The following is a 16,963-nucleotide window of genomic DNA, read 5'->3' as shown; positions in this document are numbered from 1 at the left end:
GATCCGAACGCCGTTGCCGTCATGAGCAGACGGCCTGCCTGTCACTCCCCACGTACCACCCGAGATCCGCAACGCGGAAGGACGGCGAAATGAACCGGATCGGCGGCAAGCTGCCGCTGGACGGTCTCTCACTCTTGCACAAGCAACTACAGGAACTCGTGGTAGTGCTCACCGTCGCGTCCGGTCCGGCCGACGTGCGGACGTTGCTGCGACGGCTCGCCGGCACGGCGATCAGCCTGGAGCGACTGCTGGCGACCGAGGATCCGATGATCCTCGACTGCCTGCGGGCAGCCTTCGTGCACGCGGCCTGGGACCGGACCGACGAACTGCGTGGTGACCTCCTCGATGCGTCCCGCCATCTGTTCGTCCTGCTCAAGTGCAGGGAGGGCTCCTGATGGTGCACGAGAAACGCGGGATGAGGCCATGATCCTGTACGGGGATTCAGCGCAACGGCGAGAGGGGACACCGGCAAGGCCTGGCCGTCGGCGGCTTTCGAAGGATGCCTGCTGGTCGCCAGGATCATCAAGCGCGGACATCGTGTCAGGAGGGTGTCCGCCGGCCGGGCGCAGCTCTCAGCCAGGTGCTCGCAGTTGTCCAGGACCAACAGGACGTTTCGATCACTTGGCCAGTCGATCAACACCTCGACCGCCGGGCGGGTCGAGCGATCTGTGAGTCCGAGCGCTTCGGCGACTATGCTCGCCAGCAATTCCGGGTCGTTGAGGTCAGTCACCCCACGAAGTGCACACCGTCGGTGAATCCTGTTCGCGCTGAAGTCGCGAAATGCGCCCGCTAGGCGGGACCTCCCGGTCCGGTCGACGTCACCAGCGGGCCATCCCGGAAGGCTGCCGTCAGCTTAGGAAGGTCGGCGTTCCTGCCGATGAAGATCGTCGGCTTTGCCGGAATTCGCCTCGTTACGCCGAAGGCCTTTGCCCGATTCATCCTGATTCATCCTTGCCGTCCAGTTCCCCGCTCGTGGGGCGAGCCCATCCCAGTCTGTGGCGGAATGGTCGTGTTCCGACCGCGTTCGACCGCACGCAACTCGTGACCGGGGCCGAAGTCCCATGTATGGGTGACCGATTCGTTTCGCTGGGTGGGCAGGGAGCCCGCCGGATAACCATCAGGATATCGATCATAACCCTAATCGCATTGCGCCGGTCTTGTCTGTCGAGAAGACTTGACGGCAAAGTAACGCCGTTCCCCCGATGGTGGATCGCGCACTGCCTCAGTGGTGCCCCGCGCTCACGGAAATGATGAGAGTTCATGAAAGAAGTGACCGGCCGGTTCGACCTGGACAGCTGGGACGAGAACGTATACGACGAGCGAGACGGTGTTCGCCTTCTGCGCGTACGGAACACCAAGACCTTCCAAGGAGGAATTCGAGGCGTCAGTGAAGCGAACCTGCTTCAAGTACTGGCTCACAATGGCTCGGTCTCGTATGTGGGAATGGAGCGGGTGTGGGCCGAAATCGATGATCGAGAGGGTGACTTCGTACTACGCCACTCCGCGTACGGGAATGCCGGCGGTGGATTCGCGATCATCGAGGTGGTCGCGGACTCGGCCGGTGGCGACCTGAAAGGGCTCAAGGCGAGTATGGACATCAAGCGTTCGCCTGAGGGTGAGCACACCTACGTGTTCAACTATGAGCTGTGACGACTGCTGTTCGTTACGCCGTGACAAATTCTGGGTCCCGGTCGTGTCAGTCTGGTGACAGCTTTCCGGATACGAGACAGGGTTGCGATGTATGGCATGCTTACCTCGTGTGAGAGCCCGCGTTGACGGACTACGGTGAAGCCCGCGGCTGGCGGGTCGCGCTGGCGGTCGAGGACTTCCGGGCACTGTGGATCGCCGAGATCGTGGCTTCAGCGGGTGAACAGCTCGCGAGGGTGGCGATGGCCGTGCTCGTACTGGCACGTACGGGTTCGGGGTCGCTTGCCGGGCTGACCTACGCATTGACGTTCCTGCCCGCGGTGGCGGGCCCACTCATCGCGGGCGTCGCCGATCGCTACTCGCGGCGTGCCGTGCTGGTGATAGGAGATCTGGCGCGTGCGGCGCTGGCCGGTCTCATGGCCGTCCCCGGGCTGCCGTTGCCACTATCGCTCGGATTGCTGCTGGGTCTGCAGCTGATGGCGATACCGGCGAAGGCGGCCCGGGGAGCCATGTTGCCCGACATCCTTCCGGGAGACCTTCTGGTCACGGGCCAGTCGGTGAGGCTTGTGACGCAGCAGATCTCCCAGATCGCGGGTTTCGTTCTGGGAGGTGCATTGAGCGGCATCGCGCCCGAGGCGGCCTTGGCGACGTACGCGATCTGCTGCGTGGCTTCCGCGGCCGTCATCGCCCGGTACGTGGGCCCTTGGTCACCTCCGGAGGCGACCCGCCGCGGCTACTGGGGGTCGAGCTGGGACGTAGTCCGTGTCATCTGGGGACATGCCGGGCTACGGGTGCTCGCCTTGCTCGCCTCCCTTCTCGGGGTGACTGTGGTGCCGGAGGGTCTCGCAGCCGCCTACGTCGCCGAGATGGGCGGCGAGTCCTGGCAGGCGGGTCTGTTGATGGCCGCGGATCCCGCCGGGATGGCTCTCGGCGCCTATCTACTGGGCAGCCGACTCATCTCTGCCGAAAGGCGGCTCGCGTCGATGGGACCGCTCGCCGCCGCGGGAGGCCTTCCGCTTCTGGTGTGCCTCGCCCGTCCGGGGCTGGTCGTGTCAGCCGTGATGTTCATGTTGGCCGGAGCGTGCACGGCGTATCTGGTCGTTGTCGGCGCGACGTTCAGCCGGCTCGTCCCGGTCACTTCAAGGGGGCAATGCATGGGGCTCTTCAACTCGCTGCTGGCCGGCTCGACCGGGGTCGCCGTTCTCGCCGCGAGCGCTTTGACGTCGTGGGTGGGTCCGGCCGTGAGCATCGCCGTGGCCGGCGCGTTCATCGTGACGGCCGGTTCGGTGGCAACCGTGCTCTGGCGCCGAGTGCCCCTGTCAACGGTGACGGAGTCGAAGTCCACAGTCGGCTGATGCTGAAGCTGGATGCTATTCGTGACGGCCGAAGTCTGGGGAGTGCAAATGTCACCGACGTGCGCAGTCAATTGAGTTGCGCAGATGTCTGGTGATCATTGGAGTAGCCTGTGGTCATGACAGGTGATGTCGGGGATCGATCGGCTCCCACCGTGCACCAATTACGAATGTTCCTCGTACTCGCCGAAGAGCTGCATTTCGGCCGGACGGCGGCACGGTTGTACATGAGCCAGCCCGCGCTGAGTCGTCAGCTGAGCGCGCTGGAACGCCGGCTCGGTGTCGAGCTGGTCTCCCGTACGAGCCGATCGACCTCGATCACAGCGGCCGGTCTGGCCATCCTGCCGGACGCTCGCATGGTGGTCCACGCGATGCGCAGACTGCAGCGTTTGGCAGGCGAGCATACTCGCGGTCTGGCGGGCCGGGTGGTGATCGGCACGGTCGGCGCGGAGGCGACGATGGCGCACACCGTGGCGATCCTCGATGAGGTGCGCAGACGTCACCCCGCCCTCGAACTTGACGTCCGACTGCTAGGCCTGGGGGAGCAGTACCTGAGTCTGAGCACCGGCGAAGCGGATCTGGTGTTCTGCCGCCCGCCCGCTGCGGAGGACATCCGGACGCTGCACCTCAACAGCGAGCCTCGAGTCATTTGTGTGGCGGCGGACGATCCGCTGGCTGACGAGGGAAGTGTGCGGCTCGCCGATCTGGACGACCGGGTCGTGGCGTCGTTTCCACCTGAATGCCCCAAGGTCTGGCGCGACTTCTGGGCGGCGGACCCGCGTCCGAGTGGGGTGCCCGTCCGATATGGACCCGTCGTCTCCGACGTCGAGTCCCTGTTCGCACTGGTCGCCCGGGGCGGAACGATCGGGTTTCAACCCTCGGCGGCTCGGAATTTCTTTCCGCGGCCAGGAATCAAGTATCTCGACGTTGTCGACTTGAGTCCGTGCACTTCCGCACTGGCCTGGCATGTCTCGGCAGAGAACCGTCCGGTCGTCATTGCTGTTCGCCAGGCCGCGCTCGCCGTCTGGCGAGCGAACGAGTGACCTTGAGTTTTGGTTTCTCAGCGGCGAGGACGGACCCGCGACTGCTGCTTCTCCAACGTGATGATACCCGAAACATCATCGGTCGGCCGGCCTCTTGCATCGTTTGTCATCTCGAAACTCGAGGCCTTTGCCGGCTGTGGGAGGTAGGTTGTGAATTACGCGTTCGGTGCACCGGAATCCGGCCCGCGTCGCTGAGAACTGATGATCACTGGGGGTAGTCAACGTGGCGAACACAAGAGTGAAGGTTATTCATATTTTGTGCGTCGATGGCCGGTTTCGGTCGGACACTGGCTGTCTGGAGTACTTCGAAACGGTGACTGGTCATCTCCCTGAATAGTGCCGTTTTCGAGCGGCGGCCCCGGCGACTTTCCCTTCATGGTCTCCGGGGTCGCATCTTTACCGACCGAATTTCGATGGTCGCGGATACCTTGTGTGTCCCACGGCGGCGCATATTTGCCAGGAACGAAAGTCGCTCAAAGTCGTCAGAGGAAGCGGTGCACCGCAGCCGGGGAAGTGGCAGGACACTGGCTTCGTCTCCGTTGTTATTCTCGCCGCAGTGCACGGTTCTGTTCGTACTCTACGTGACGTCGCGGATCGTGTAGTTGGCCAGCCTGATCGGCGCCGAGGCAGTGGATCTTCCACTTGCTGCTGAAGGCACGATCACGGCGTCCTGCTGGAGGGGCCGGAATTACGATTCCGACGGTACCGTCGGATTTTGACCGGTGGTGACGTGAGGATGACTTCGTGTTATTTCGTAACTATCAAGGGCGTCGGCAATCACGTGACGCTACCGCCGCGGCGCGGCAGGACTAGTTCGCGAAGGGCCCGACCATGTGCATGGTTCAGCCCTTGGGTGGGTTGCGGGACCTGACAAGCCAGGCGGTAGCGGAGCTGAGCGGATACACCGCGGTCGTCATCGCTATTCAGGATGGAAGAAGGTTCATCTTCGTGTAGTACGAAGGGTCCGAAAAGGGCATTTTGGGAGAGGTCGAGAGTTTTCGAGAAGGTGCCGATGATGGCACCGTAAGTCGCCTACAGATTTGTGTTCGTTAAATTTGCGATAGCGCTATCGGCGAAAATAGTCACCTGTTGGCAGATTTCGCGAAGTGCAAGTGAAGTATTTGGTGAGCGCTGGCGATATTCAGTGCCAATATTTTTCTGATGTCAAGGTGTGATCATGCGGCTTGGTCGTCGACTTTTGGCGGAGCTCCTCGTCGCTGGACGAATCTTGATCAGTTGATTTCTGGTTTCTGCTCCGGCTTCGGCAGGTGCGGGCTCACTGGGGGATGAGGCGGAGATGGACCATTGGACTGCGCCAACGGTGCACCAGCTACGTATTTTTCTTGTGCTGGCCGAAGAGCTGCACTTCGGTCGAGCGGCTACGAGGATGTTCATGAGCCAGCCGGCGTTGAGCCGGCAGTTCAACGCCTTGGAACAACGTCTCGGAATCGAACTCATTACCCGTACCAATCGCACGGTGGAGTTGACGGCGGCGGGTAAGGCGCTCCTCGCAGAGGCGCAGTCGATCGTCACTGCGACGCAGGTTCTTCACCGTGTCGCGACCGAATACACCCGGGCGGCGACGGGGAAAGTGGTCGTGGGCACGATCGGAGCCGAGGCTGCGATGGAGCACACTCGCCGGGTGCTGGCCGAAGCAGCGGAACAGCACTCCGATCTACAGATCGAAGTTCGGCTGCTGAACGTAATCGAGCATTTCCAAAGTCTCTACACCGGCGAGGTGGACGTTGTCTTCTGCCGACCGCCAGTACCGGAGCAGATTCAGACGCATCATCTGGCGACCGAACCTCGTATTGTGTGCCTGCCGGCGGATGATCCACTCGCAAGCAGAAGCGAGGTGTCGCTCGCGGAGCTGCGAGATCACGTGGTGATCGACTATCCTGCCGAATGCCCGTCGGCATGGAGGAACTTTTGGACCGTGAACCCACGCCCGGATGGCTCTCCGGTCAAGTACGGGCCGGTCGTACGGGATGTCGAGTCGCTGTTGGCCACGGTGGCGCAGGGCAAGGCCATCGCGTTCCTGCCGGCGTCGGTGAGACGATTCTTTCCGCGGCCGGGCATCGTGTTCCTCGACGTCGCGGGCATCCCTCCTAGTACCTCGGCGCTCGCCTGGCACGTCAATGGCAGTCAACGCCCCACGGTCATGGCTATCCGTCAAGCAGCAGAAAAGATGTATCCGACCAGCTTCTGAGCAGGTCGGGTCAGTCGACCGTGACCAAGGCCTCACCGTCTGCCGGACCGTTCGAGGAGGGACGCGAAGATGAAGGCGATCCGGTTTTACGAGCTGGGCGGGCCGGAGGTGCTCAAGCTCGAAGAGGTGCCCGACCCGACGCCGGGTGCGGGCGAGGTGCTGGTACGGGTGTCGGCAGCCGGCATCAGCTATGCCGAAGTGCAGATGCGGTCCGGCGCGATGGGAGCGCACCCGTGGTTCCCCGCGCCGCCGCTGCCGTTCGCGCCAGGATTCGAGGTAGCGGGCACGGTCGCCGCTGTCGGCGAGGGAGTGGACGAGTCGCTGATCGGCACGCGCGTCGTCGGTGGGGTCGCGAGCGGTGGGTACGCCGAACTCGCGGTGCTCGCGGCCGCGGCGGTGTTGCCGATCCCGGAGGAGCTAGACGACCACGAGGCGCTGGCGCTGTTAGGGCAGGGCACAACCGCGCTCGGCGTGGTCGAGACGGGCACGCCCCAAGCCGACGAGGTCGTCCTGGTGCTGGCGGCGGCCGGCGGGGTGGGCAGCCTGCTGGTGCAGCTGGCCAAGCGGTCCGGCGCGACGGTCGTGGCCGCAGCCCGCGGTGCGCGCAAGCTCACCCTGACCGAGCAGCTCGGTGCGGACCTGGCAGTGGACTACACCGAGGACGGCTGGGCGGAGAAGGTTCAGGCGGCGGTCGGCCAGGTACACGTGCTGTTCGACCCGGTCGGCGGGGCGGTCAGCCAGGCCGCGTTCGGGCTGCTGGCTATCGGCGTCGGTCGCGCGGTGGTATTCGGGTCGGCCAGTGCCGAACTGCCCGCCTTCACGCCGGTCGACTTCCTCGCGCGCGGCCTGCAGGTGTCCGGCTTCGGGCCGCGGGTATTCGTTGACCCGGCGTACGGCGCCCGGTTGCGCGCGGAGGCGTTCCGACTGGGTGCCGAGGGCGCGCTGAAGCCGGTCGTGGGCGAGGTGTTGCCGCTATCGGAGGCCCCCGCCGCACACGAGCTGTTCGAGAAGCGCGGCACCACCGGCAAGATCGTGCTGGTGCCGTGAACGGCGCGGGGTCACCACCCTGCCCCGCTAGTGACCCCGCGGCGCCGCCTACGGCGTACGGTCCCCGCCGGCCGACTTCGGCGATTCGAAGTCGATGTCGTCCTCACTGCGCGAGACGGTTCCTGCCGCAGCGGGAGGCGCCGACGTCACCTGGGTCGTCGATGGCGAGGGTCCCATCGGTGGACGTCCAACTCGCCGTCAACCGGGCCACCCCGCGAGGCACGGTTTCTACCTTCGGTAGTCGCCGAACGGCTTGGGAGTGGGTGGGACGACGTCTATCTCGAACGTCGACCTGGGTCCGGTCGATGGCTTCGCGCAGGACATCGACACGGTTCCTTCTCCGGCGTGCGCGGGCTGTCCAGCGGTGCGCATCAACCCGCACTGGCGCGCATCGAGCCGCAGGTGAACGTCGATCGGGGCGTCGACTCGCCGGTCTCGCTGGCTTTTGTCGCTCGCTGGATCGTCACCCGTTGGGAGGTTTCCTCCAGGTCCCGGGCGCGGGTACCTACCGGTTCACCGGAGTGCACGATGACGGCGGCGTGATCTGGAACGACTGCGCGAAGGTCTATGACATCGGTGTCCCCAGCGATATGCACTGAACTCAGTCCGCCAGCGTCACCCTGACCGCTGGACAGCGTGTGTCTCTGATGTGGCCGCCGGTCATCGGATCGCCTGCCGTTCGGCAGGTGCGGTTCACCGGGTGTTCGCCGCGGTCGGCGAGCCTGACGGCGGTATCCCGGGCGGAGGACGCTATGGAATTCCGGCATCTCGAATCTTTCCTGGCGATCGCGGACGAGCTGCATTTCGGGCGGGCCGCGGCGCGGTTGCACCTCGCTCAGCCGTCCCTGAGTCAGCAGCTGCAACGGCTGGAGCGCGCCGTGGGTGTCGAGCTGGTGGCGCGGACGTCACATGAGGTGCGGCTGACCGCGGCAGGTCACGTGTTCCGCGAGCACGCGAAGCTGATCATTGCGCGGTTGGAGGAGGCTGCGCACAGTGCCCGGGAGGCGGCCGCGGGCCGGGCGGGCACGGTCAACGTCGGTTACAACTTCCCTGCGGGCCAGCACATTCTCCCCACGGTCCTGGCGCGAATGACCACCGAGTACCCCGATGTGACGGTCGCCTTGTGGGAGAAACGGACCGGCCCTCAGCTCGCGGCGCTCGCGGCGGGTCGGCTGGACGTGGCGCTCGTCTACGGACACCCGGTATCGTCGCGGTTCCGGTTTCGGCGGCTGCTCCGGGTGCCCATGGTGGCCGTGGTCGGGCATGGGCACGAGTGGGCTGGCCGGCAGGAGGTGCCGTTCGCCGAGCTGGCGCATCAGCCGTGCGTCCTGTTCGCCCGGGAGCAGTGCCCGGCGATGTACGACGCGATCCTGGGCGCCGCCGAGCAGAGCGGGATCGCACTGAACGTCGCGCTTGTGGTCGACGACCCGGGTGCGACCGCGATCGTCGTGTCGGTCCGTGCGCTCGTCGGGTTCGCCTCGGCGACCCGGGGCACGTCCGTCGGGTCGGTTCCGGGCGGTGTCCGGCCGGTGCCGGTGCGCCTGTCCGACCCGGTGCCTATGGTCGACCTTTACGCGGTCTGGCGCGCGGCCGAGCCGAACCCCCTGGGCGAGACCTTCGTACGGTGCCTCGACGAAGTTCCTTCGCTTCCGGATATCGAAACGGCGGCGCGGGTTACTTGAGGCCCGAGCGGACGAAAGCGTTCACGATGTGCCGTTGCAGTACCAGGTACAGCGCGAACACCGGCAGGCACGCCAGTCCGGCGAGCGCCATCAACGGTCCCCAATCGTCGCCCTCTGTGCCCATGAAGCTCCGCAGTCCCAACTGAAGTACGGCGTTGTTGCGCTGCAAGACCATCGCGGGCCAGAAGTACTCGTTCCAGGCGTTGACGAACAGCAGGATGCCCAGCGCGGCCAGCGCCGGGCGCAGGTTCGGTACCACCACGGTCCACAGTGTCGTCCACGACGAGCGGCCGTCCATTGTGGATGCTTCGAGCAGCTCCTTCGGGAATCCGGCCAGATGCTGGCGCAGCAGGAGAACCCCCAGTGCCGAGCAGAGCGTCGGGATGACCACCCCGGCGAGGGTGTTGAGCAGGCCGAGCTGCGAGAGCAGCACGTAGTTGGGCAGCATCGTGACCTGGAAAGGAACCAGCCAGGTGCCCACGAAGGCCAGGTAGAGCAACCGGGAGAAGCGGAATCGCCAGGCCGCGAACGCGTAGGCCGCCAGAAGGCCGGTGAGCAGCTGGCCGGCCGCTGTGAGCAGTGCGACGAGCGGCGTGTTTCCCAGGAGTCCCAGTACGTCGACCTTGCGGGCCGCGTCGGTGTAACTCTCCAGTGAGAGTGGCCACGGTAGTGGCGATAGTGAATAGACGTCCCCGGGGCGCCGCAACGAGGTCGCGTACAGCCAGTAGATCGGAAAGATGCAGAGGAGGCCCAGCAGGGCGAGCACCACGTGCCCGCGCACCTGGCGCCACCGGGAATCGACGGTATCCATCACCGGCTCCTAGTCGTCATGCAAGGTCAGGCGTTCGGCCAGCCACACCAGCCCGGCCGCGACGAGGCCGAACCCGACGAACAGCAACATCCCCGCCGCTGCACCGAGTCCGGCGTCGTAGCTGTGGAATCCGTAGTCCCACAACAGGTAATAGACGTTCGTCGTGGCGTCGGCGGGGCCACCTTGGGTGAGGGTGTCGATGAGGGGGAATGTCCATTGTGCCGAGAGCAGCACTGTCATCAGTGCGAGGAAGACCAGCGTGGGGGACAGGAGCGGCAGCGTGATCCACCGGGTGACCTGTCCTCGCGACGCACCGTCGAGCTGGGCGGCATCCGCGTAATCGGGATTGATGCCGGCGAGACCGGCCGACACGACCAGCACCGCGAAACCGAGCACATGCCATCCGGTGATCCCGATGATCGACAGTTGCGCAGGCCCGGTCTCATGCAGCCAGTTGACGTCGATGCCGAGGATCCGGTCTACCGCACCACCGCCCGGGTCGAGCAGCCAGCGCCAGACCGCCGCGCTCGCCACCGGCGCGACGAGCATCGGCGCGAAGACCAGAGCCTGGTAGACGACGCGGGCCCGGCCACGTACCTGGCGCGTCAGCAATCCTGCGAGCACCGGGATGCCGATCGAGAACGGAAGCAACCCGACGATCACCACCACCGTGCGGGTCACCGACTGGCCGAGCTCCGGCAACTTCAGCAGCCGTTCGTAGTTGGCCCAGCCCACCGGGGTGATCGGGGTCGTGGGCAGAAGGTTCCAGGAGTGGAACGACAGCTGCGCGGTCTGCGCCAGTGGCCGGTAAGTCCACACCACCAGCAGCACGAGCGCGGGGGCGAGGTAAAGGTACGGCGGGGCGGCGCGAGCGATCCGGCGGGCCAGCGACGGCCGGGGGGAACTAGGGACCGGCAGCGCGGCGACCGGAACGGGTATTTCCGCGAACAAGCGGCTCACCCGACCTGTGAGGTGTGCTCGGCGACGAAACGCACTCGCGCAGCCTCGTCCTCGTCGTACACCGTCACGGCTGCACCGAGTTCGACCGCTGTCGCGACGAAGGCCCCGTCGATCAGGTCGATCCGGCTCAGGCCGCTCGCCGCGGAACCGACCAGCCGCGCGCGGGGCGGTAGCGCTTCGACGCGGTAGGCGAGGGCGGGCGAGACCCAGACCGGAATCCCGGCCAGCGCGCCACATCCGGTGTGGTGCGCGTGTCCGGTGACCACCAGCCGGACATCGCTGCCCGCCAGGCTCTCGGCGAGCCGCCCGGCATCCCGCAGGCGTAGAAGATGCACGGTCGGTACCGGCGAGGGCAACGGCGGATGGTGCACGACGAGGACGGTGCCGCGCGGCGCGGGTTCGCCCAGCTCGGCACGCAACCACTTCAGCTGGTCCTCGTCCAGATGCCCGTCGTGCCTGCCTGGCCGGGTGCTGTCGAGTACGACGATCCGTACCCCGCCGATTTCGTACGCGGCGTGGCAAGGTCCGGAACCTGGTTGGCCGAGCAGCTCACTGCGAAAGGCGGCACGATCGTCGTGGTTGCCCATCGCGTAGACGACCGGGACACCGAGCCGTTCCACCGCGGCGCGCAGCCGGCGGTAGGCCGCCGGGGAGCCGTCGTCGGTGAGGTCTCCGGTGAGCAGGAGCCCGTGTACCTCGGCGCCTGACCGTGTCACCGTGTCCAAAGCGGACTCGAGCACCGTGCTCGTGGCGACGTGGCCGTGCAACCGCTCGCCCGGGTCCGCGAGGATGTGCGGGTCGCTGAGCTGAATCAGGGTCAGGTCCGGCCGGCTCACTTGCCACCGCCCGGCAGCAGCGGAGTGGCCTGTGCTTTCGCCGCGTCGAACGACGCTTGCGGGTCGGCACCCTGGTACACGGCCTCCTCGACTGCCTCCATCATCCCGTCCCTGATCTGCAGGTAGCTGGTGCCAGGGAAGGAGACCCAGGGCTCCATGTTCTTCAGCTGCGCTAGATTCGGTTTCACCAGCGGGTTCTGCTGGACCCAGTCTCGGAGACCGGCGGGGTCGTCGGCGAGCCCGGACCGCAGCGGCAGGTAGCCGATCTTCGTCGCGATCGTGCCGTATGCCTGCTCGCTGGTGAGGAACTTGATCAATTCCCAGCCGGCGCGCTGCTTGGCCGGGTCGGTGGCGAAGACGAACAGCGAGGCGCCGGAGTTGGTCGGCACGACGGGCTTCCCGGTGAACGCGGGCATCGGCGCCGATCGCAGGTCCCATTTACCTTTGGCGCCCTTGACGAACGTCGCCTGCACCGCACTGGTCTCGAGGATCATGCCGATGTCGCCACGTGCGAAGGCCTCATAGCCCTGCTTCTGTGCGAGTTTCGGGCTGGCGCCGGTGTTGACGAGGTTCTGTGCCATTCTCACGACATCGACCGCCGGCCGGTCGGCGTAGCTGAGCGACTTGCGGTCCGCGGCGAGGACCTGTCCACCGTTCGAGCGGACAAGGCTTTGGAAACACCAGTCCTTGGCTTCCTTGGTCAGGCAATCCAGATAGACGCCACCCTTCCCGGTGGCCTTCTTGATCGCGTCGGCCGCGATCCGCACCTCGTCCCAGGTGGACGGCGGCTTGGCCGAGTCGAGGCCGGCCTGTTGGAACAAGGAGGCGTTGTAGTAGAGCACCGGTGTGGAGAACACGAACGGCACACCGTAGGTCTTGCCGTCCCAGTCGCCGAGCGCGCGGGCGGTCGGCGCGTACGCGTGGGTCGTGCCGGTGAAGTTGGCCTGCACGGCCTCCTTTCCGACGAGATCGTCGAGCGGTTTGGCGCCGAGCTGGTGCACGGTGAAGTCGAGGTCGCTGAAGCCGAGCTGCGCCACGTCCGGAGGGTGTCCGGCCGCGGTCTGGCTTTGGACGCTCGACACGGTGTCGGTGGCCGGGTTCGGGCTGTTGCCCTGTGGCTTCTGCGCGGTCACTTTGATGTGCGGGTGCGCCTGCTGGAACTTCGCGATCAGCTCGTTGAACGTGTCCGTCCAGGCGCCCGCCTGGCCGAAGTTGTAGCTCTCGAACACGACCGACACCTGCTGCCCGGGCTGAAGCTCCGGCACTCTCGTCACCGGGGCGGCCTGGGTGGACGCGGTGTCGCCGAGGCCGCAGCCGGCCGCGCCGAGTGCCAGGGCCACGCTCAGCGCGACGCCGACCTGGAAACGGTTCTTCTGCATGGGAAGCTGCTCCTTGGGTCAGGTGGGTCAGACGGGGGTGGCCTCGAGACGAGCGGGACGGGGCTGCCAGACGAGGCGTCGGCCGGAGTGGCGGTCGAACAGATGTAAACGCTCCGGAGCGACGGTCAGGCCGACGTGGTCGCCGGCGGCGAAGTCGAGGGGGCGCGGCCCACGGAGGCAGATCTTCGCGTCACCGGCCGTGCAGTGGACGACCTCTTCGCTGCCGAGGTTTTCCACGAACCGCACGACAGCGCGCAGCGCGGCGGTGTCCGTGGTGCGGGCAAGGTGTTCGGGTCGGATCCCGAGCACGACCTCCCGCCTGGGCACAGCGCCGCTGACACCGAGTGGAACGTCGATTTCCGGTGCCACCACGCGGAGTTCGCCGCCACTGCCGACCACCTCGGCATCGAGCAGGTTCATCGCGGGCGAGCCGAGGAAACCGGCGACGAATACCGACGCCGGTTCGTCGTACACCTGCTCCGGCGTGCCCAGTTGTTCCAGACGTCCTTCGTTGAGCAGGGCGATCCGGGTGGCCATCGTCATCGCCTCCACCTGATCGTGGGTGACGTAGACGAAAGTCGAGCCGAGCGTGCGGTGCAGCTGGGTGAGTTCGGATCGGGTCGCCGTCCGGAGTTTGGCGTCCAGATTGGACAGTGGCTCGTCCATCAGGAAGGCCCCGGGGTCGCGCACGAGTGCTCGGCCGAGCGCGACTCGTTGCCGTTGGCCCCCGGAGAGTTCCTTCGGGCGGCGGTCGAGCAGCGTGCCGAGGTCGAGGAGCTCGGCGACCTCCTCGACCTTGCGCCGGATGTCGGCTCGCGGCCGGCGACGGGCCCGCAGCGGGAATCCGATGTTGCGCTCGACCGAAAGGTGCGGGTAGAGCGCGTAACTCTGGAACACCATGGCCAGGTCGCGTTCGCGGGGCGGAGTGTTGGTGATCTCCGCGTCGCCGAGCAGGATCCTGCCGCCGTCGAGCGGGGCAAGCCCGGCGACGGCGCGCAGCAGGGTGGACTTCCCGCAGCCACTCGGCCCGAGTAGTACGAGGAAGTCACCGTCGGCGACGTCGAGACTCACCGCGTCGACGGCGGTGACCGGGCCGAACCGTTTGGTCGCCGCCTCGATCTGGATCCGGCTCACGCGTTTTCAGCCTCCTCGGCACAGGGGATCGGGACACGGGAATACCAGCAGTCCGCGATGGCGTCGAGGTGAACGAGAACCGAACGACAGAACCGAAAATGTGCAGGTCAGGGCCTTGTGCAGGGAGTATTGGCGCTACCGGCGCGACGATTGGAAAAACGAATCGACGAGGCGATCGAACCTGCCGTCAACGGGGCAGCGCCTGCCCGGACGCTTGTCGACCAGGTCATTGCCGGTGCCCGGACAATGACGACAGCGGTGTCGTGGTCATCGCCCAGTTCGCGCAGTGATACCCGCCGCCGGGCGTCCGCGGTGCCTTCGCCCAGAGCGGTCAACCGCAGGAACAGGTTCCGCGCCGACGTGCGCCGGTCCGGGTCCAGACCGGTATGGACCTCTTCGGCGGTACGGGAAACCGCCTGTCGGATGCCGCCCGTGCGGTCGTAGCCTGCCAAGGTCAGTGTCATCCCGCTGCGGTGCCGCCACGTCTCGAGTAGTGCGTGTGACAACAGCGGTAGGACGCCCGCGTGTACCGAGGCTTCGCGACCAGCCTGGTCACCAGGGCCGTCTCTACCGTGTAGTTCGCCGTGGTGGCCGGGCGGGTGATGGCATCCCGTAGTTCGTCGGCGCTCATCGCGCCAATCGGGACCTGGGCGTCGCGTAGCGCCGATATCAGCTGCGGATACTGTCCACAATGGCCGAAGAAGTCAGCGCGGACCCCGAGCACTACCCGCGTCCGGCTGGTTTCGATACCGGCAGCGGTCACCAGTGCGTCGACGAACCACTCGCGAGGCTGCTGCCGCGGTGGTGGCGATGGCCACTCCGAGTCCTCTGGATAGTCGCACGGTGCTCCTCCTTCATAATCCTGCCGAGCGCAGGACTATGCGGATTTCGTGGTGCTCAGCGTCGCCGATGCCCGTCGGGAATCCGCCGAATACACGTTGGATCTCCTGCTCAGGGCTGATTCCAGAGGTCGTGGAGGGGGCCGGCATACTCGCGATGAGCGGCGCCCGCGGCAGCGCGACCTTGACGAACGTGACGATCACGAACTCGTCCACGGGCGACATCGTCCGGGAACCGGGTTCGCAGTTCGTGATCCACGGCGGACCGGTTCCGGCGGTGGTCTCGCCGGGTCGCCGCGGTACGAGGTAGGGGAGGCCGTCCAGGGGTCGGAGTGGGAGACCGCTCCGGCCCCTTTCACGTGCGCGGGCTCAAGCCCGTCACGGCCAGCCGGAAGAGCCGGTCCGCCTGTGCGGCCGGATCCGGGTGGTGCTCGGTGGCCAGGACGATGCCGACGATCAGCGTGATCAGATCCGCGACGGTGACCTCGGTCGCCACCCCGCCGTCCCGGGCGGCCCGCCGCACGAGTGGATCCCCGGCTTCCTCGATGGCGGCGGAGCAGGAGTTCTCGTGGGTCGGGCCGTCATAGGCGAGCGCGGCCGCCAAACCTCGGGCGGAGACGCAGTAGGTGACGACCTCGTCGAGCCAATCCAGTAGCGCCTTCCGGCTGTCGTCCTCGCCGGTCAGTTCGACGGCGCGGGCGCACAGCGCGGCGATCCGTTTCGCGGAGACCGCATCCAGTAGAGCACGGCGGGTGGGGAAGTGGCGGCGCACGGTCGCCGAGCCGACATTGGCGGTCCGCGCGATCTGTTCCAAGGAGGCGCTGGAGCCGTGGACCGCCACCTCCTCCTCGGCCACGGTGAGGATGCGCGCGTAATTGCGCCGTGCGTCGGCGCGTCGGCCGTCGGACATGTCTTCACCTCGGTGTTTGTGTAAGTGGCGGGCCCCGCCATATGGTAGCGGATGATAAGTGGCGGCCCCCGCCACTTAGATCTCCCGAAGGAGCGGACATGTCCTCAGCACCCGTTTTGGTCACCGGCGCCACCGGCAGGCAGGGTGGCGCGACCGCCCGGGCCCTGCTCGCGGGCGGCGTTCCCGTCCGCGCGCTGGTGCGTGACCCGGCCAGGGCGAAGGCGGTCGAAGCGCTCGGTGCCGAACTCGTCGTCGGCGATCTTCACGACGTCGATTCCGTGATCCGGGCGGCCAAGGGCGCTCGTGCCGTCTTCTCGGTGCAGATGCCCGGCGTGAGCGCGGAAGGGTTCGACTTCGCCGGGGAAGTGACTCAAGGCGTCAACCTCATCGAAGCCGCGGAGGCGGCCGGAGTGCCGCAGTTCGTGCACACCTCGGTTTCGGGAGCCGGTCAGCACGTCGACGCGGACGGGTGGGCCGAGGGACGCTGGAGTTCGATGAAGCCCACGCTGGGCGCCAAGGCGGCGATCCAGGACCGCCTCCGCGAGACGGGCATTCCACAGTGGACCTTGCTCAAGCCCGGTTTCTTCATGGAGAACTTCCTGCCCGACATGAAGTTCCTGTTCCCGCGCGGGTTCGACGGCGGCCTCGTGAGCGTGATCAAGCCGTCGACGTCCCTTTCGCTGGTGGCTGTGGACGACATCGGCACCGCGGCCGCCGCGGCCATCGCCGAACCGGAGCGGTTCTCCGGCGTCGAACTCGAGCTCGCGAGCGACTTCCTGACCATGACCGAGATCGCCGAGGTTCTTTCCGGCGTGCTGGGCACCCCGCTGGCGGCACCGGACATGACCGTGGAGCAGGCGGTCGCGGCCGGAATGCCACCGATGGGCGCCTCGCACGAGTGGCTGAATGTGGCCGGTCAGCCGGGGCGGCCACGATATGCGCGGGAGCTCGGCATTCCGCTTACCGACTTCGCCACCTGGGCGCGGAAGTACCTCGCGTAGCGCGTGATCGCGCTTCAGTGCTCCGCTTAGCGGAGCCGTCATGCGAAGGGGGAGACCCACCATGAGCACCACGCCTTCTCCACTCTCCTCGGCGTAGCCGGCCTGAGGTGGGT

16 protein-coding genes and 1 pseudogene are annotated in these 16,963 nt (G+C 66.4%); 9 read left to right on the top strand and 8 right to left on the bottom strand.

The window, feature by feature from the left end; translation table 11 throughout:
* Window positions 1-89: 89 nt before the first annotated feature.
* The 8 genes from ACZ6DT_RS33725 to ACZ6DT_RS33690 all read left to right on the top strand — a co-directional run bounded on the left by ACZ6DT_RS33725 (window position 90) and on the right by ACZ6DT_RS33690 (window position 8,980).
* Window positions 90-395 carry a hypothetical protein gene (locus tag ACZ6DT_RS33725; RefSeq protein ID WP_465602896.1) on the top strand — a complete coding sequence of 102 codons (306 nt, stop codon included), beginning with the start codon at window positions 90-92 and terminating at the stop codon, window positions 393-395.
* An 865-nt stretch (window positions 396-1,260) separates the two neighbouring features.
* A complete protein-coding gene (locus ACZ6DT_RS33720) occupies window positions 1,261-1,650 on the top strand; it encodes a DUF3224 domain-containing protein (RefSeq protein WP_465602894.1) in 390 nt (129 codons plus the stop codon).
* Between the two features lie 122 nt (window positions 1,651-1,772).
* Window positions 1,773-3,002, top strand: coding sequence for an MFS transporter (locus ACZ6DT_RS33715; protein ID WP_465602892.1), 1,230 nt, complete (start codon window positions 1,773-1,775; stop codon window positions 3,000-3,002).
* A 116-nt stretch (window positions 3,003-3,118) separates the two neighbouring features.
* On the top strand, window positions 3,119-4,042 hold the full coding sequence (locus tag ACZ6DT_RS33710; RefSeq protein ID WP_465602890.1) for a LysR family transcriptional regulator: 924 nt from the start codon (window positions 3,119-3,121) through the stop codon (window positions 4,040-4,042).
* A gap of 1,297 nt (window positions 4,043-5,339) precedes the next feature.
* On the top strand, window positions 5,340-6,251 hold the full coding sequence (locus tag ACZ6DT_RS33705; protein ID WP_465602888.1) for a LysR family transcriptional regulator: 912 nt from the start codon (window positions 5,340-5,342) through the stop codon (window positions 6,249-6,251).
* Window positions 6,252-6,320: 69 nt separating this feature from the next.
* Window positions 6,321-7,298 carry a quinone oxidoreductase family protein gene (locus tag ACZ6DT_RS33700; protein WP_465602887.1) on the top strand — a complete coding sequence of 326 codons (978 nt, stop codon included), beginning with the start codon at window positions 6,321-6,323 and terminating at the stop codon, window positions 7,296-7,298.
* Window positions 7,299-7,768: 470 nt separating this feature from the next.
* Window positions 7,769-7,897, top strand: coding sequence for a hypothetical protein (locus ACZ6DT_RS33695; protein WP_465602885.1), 129 nt, complete (start codon window positions 7,769-7,771; stop codon window positions 7,895-7,897).
* Window positions 7,898-8,050: 153 nt separating this feature from the next.
* Entirely contained in the window at window positions 8,051-8,980 is a 930-nt protein-coding gene (locus tag ACZ6DT_RS33690; protein ID WP_465602884.1) for a LysR family transcriptional regulator, read from the top strand.
* Here ACZ6DT_RS33690 and ACZ6DT_RS33685 read toward each other — a convergent pair.
* The 8 genes and pseudogenes from ACZ6DT_RS33685 to ACZ6DT_RS33650 all read right to left on the bottom strand — a co-directional run bounded on the left by ACZ6DT_RS33685 (window position 8,973) and on the right by ACZ6DT_RS33650 (window position 15,849).
* Window positions 8,973-9,791, bottom strand: a complete 819-nt coding sequence (locus ACZ6DT_RS33685; RefSeq protein ID WP_465602882.1) for a carbohydrate ABC transporter permease — start codon at window positions 9,789-9,791, stop codon at window positions 8,973-8,975. The two genes, ACZ6DT_RS33690 and ACZ6DT_RS33685, sit on opposite strands and share 8 nt — an antisense overlap.
* 9 nt (window positions 9,792-9,800) lie before the next feature.
* Entirely contained in the window at window positions 9,801-10,751 is a 951-nt protein-coding gene (locus ACZ6DT_RS33680; RefSeq protein WP_465602880.1) for a carbohydrate ABC transporter permease, read from the bottom strand.
* Complete coding sequence (locus tag ACZ6DT_RS33675; RefSeq protein ID WP_465602879.1) at window positions 10,748-11,587, bottom strand: metallophosphoesterase family protein; 840 nt, start codon at window positions 11,585-11,587, stop codon at window positions 10,748-10,750. Before ACZ6DT_RS33675 ends, ACZ6DT_RS33680 begins: the two co-directional genes overlap by 4 nt.
* Window positions 11,584-12,966 carry an ABC transporter substrate-binding protein gene (locus ACZ6DT_RS33670; RefSeq protein WP_465602877.1) on the bottom strand — a complete coding sequence of 461 codons (1,383 nt, stop codon included), beginning with the start codon at window positions 12,964-12,966 and terminating at the stop codon, window positions 11,584-11,586. The genes ACZ6DT_RS33675 and ACZ6DT_RS33670 overlap by 4 nt, the downstream gene beginning before the upstream one ends.
* Window positions 12,967-12,993: 27 nt before the next feature.
* Window positions 12,994-14,100 (bottom strand): ABC transporter ATP-binding protein, encoded by a 1,107-nt coding sequence (locus ACZ6DT_RS33665; protein WP_465602875.1) that lies wholly within the window; start codon window positions 14,098-14,100, stop codon window positions 12,994-12,996.
* 107 nt (window positions 14,101-14,207) lie between these two features.
* A pseudogene (locus tag ACZ6DT_RS33660) lies at window positions 14,208-14,863 on the bottom strand (nSTAND1 domain-containing NTPase).
* A gap of 91 nt (window positions 14,864-14,954) precedes the next feature.
* Entirely contained in the window at window positions 14,955-15,155 is a 201-nt protein-coding gene (locus ACZ6DT_RS33655; RefSeq protein WP_465602873.1) for a hypothetical protein, read from the bottom strand.
* A 139-nt stretch (window positions 15,156-15,294) separates the two neighbouring features.
* The gene (locus tag ACZ6DT_RS33650) at window positions 15,295-15,849 is read right to left on the bottom strand and encodes a TetR/AcrR family transcriptional regulator (RefSeq protein ID WP_465602871.1); all 555 of its coding nucleotides are present in this window, start codon (window positions 15,847-15,849) and stop codon (window positions 15,295-15,297) included.
* A 98-nt stretch (window positions 15,850-15,947) separates the two neighbouring features.
* Here ACZ6DT_RS33650 and ACZ6DT_RS33645 point away from each other — a divergent pair, with 98 nt between their 5' ends.
* Window positions 15,948-16,850, top strand: a complete 903-nt coding sequence (locus tag ACZ6DT_RS33645; RefSeq protein WP_465602870.1) for an NmrA/HSCARG family protein — start codon at window positions 15,948-15,950, stop codon at window positions 16,848-16,850.
* Window positions 16,851-16,963: the final 113 nt, after the last annotated feature.

The sequence above is a fragment of the Amycolatopsis sp. NPDC041971 genome (assembly GCF_055588925.1).
The sequence above is the reverse complement of the archived record's forward strand: the minus strand, read 5'-3'. Positions and strand labels throughout refer to the sequence as shown.

Bases quoted from the DNA above. Each gene is read 5' to 3' on its own strand.
- ACZ6DT_RS33710 (WP_465602890.1), top strand. From the start codon at position 3,119: ATGACAGGTGATGTCGGGGATCGATCGGCTCCCACCGTGCACCAATTA.
- ACZ6DT_RS33670 (WP_465602877.1), bottom strand. From the start codon at position 12,966: ATGCAGAAGAACCGTTTCCAGGTCGGCGTCGCGCTGAGCGTGGCCCTG.
- ACZ6DT_RS33705 (WP_465602888.1), top strand. From the start codon at position 5,340: ATGGACCATTGGACTGCGCCAACGGTGCACCAGCTACGTATTTTTCTT.
- ACZ6DT_RS33720 (WP_465602894.1), top strand. From the start codon at position 1,261: ATGAAAGAAGTGACCGGCCGGTTCGACCTGGACAGCTGGGACGAGAAC.
- ACZ6DT_RS33690 (WP_465602884.1), top strand. From the start codon at position 8,051: ATGGAATTCCGGCATCTCGAATCTTTCCTGGCGATCGCGGACGAGCTG.
- ACZ6DT_RS33725 (WP_465602896.1), top strand. From the start codon at position 90: ATGAACCGGATCGGCGGCAAGCTGCCGCTGGACGGTCTCTCACTCTTG.
- ACZ6DT_RS33650 (WP_465602871.1), bottom strand. From the start codon at position 15,849: ATGTCCGACGGCCGACGCGCCGACGCACGGCGCAATTACGCGCGCATC.
- ACZ6DT_RS33645 (WP_465602870.1), top strand. From the start codon at position 15,948: ATGTCCTCAGCACCCGTTTTGGTCACCGGCGCCACCGGCAGGCAGGGT.
- ACZ6DT_RS33700 (WP_465602887.1), top strand. From the start codon at position 6,321: ATGAAGGCGATCCGGTTTTACGAGCTGGGCGGGCCGGAGGTGCTCAAG.
- ACZ6DT_RS33685 (WP_465602882.1), bottom strand. From the start codon at position 9,791: ATGGATACCGTCGATTCCCGGTGGCGCCAGGTGCGCGGGCACGTGGTG.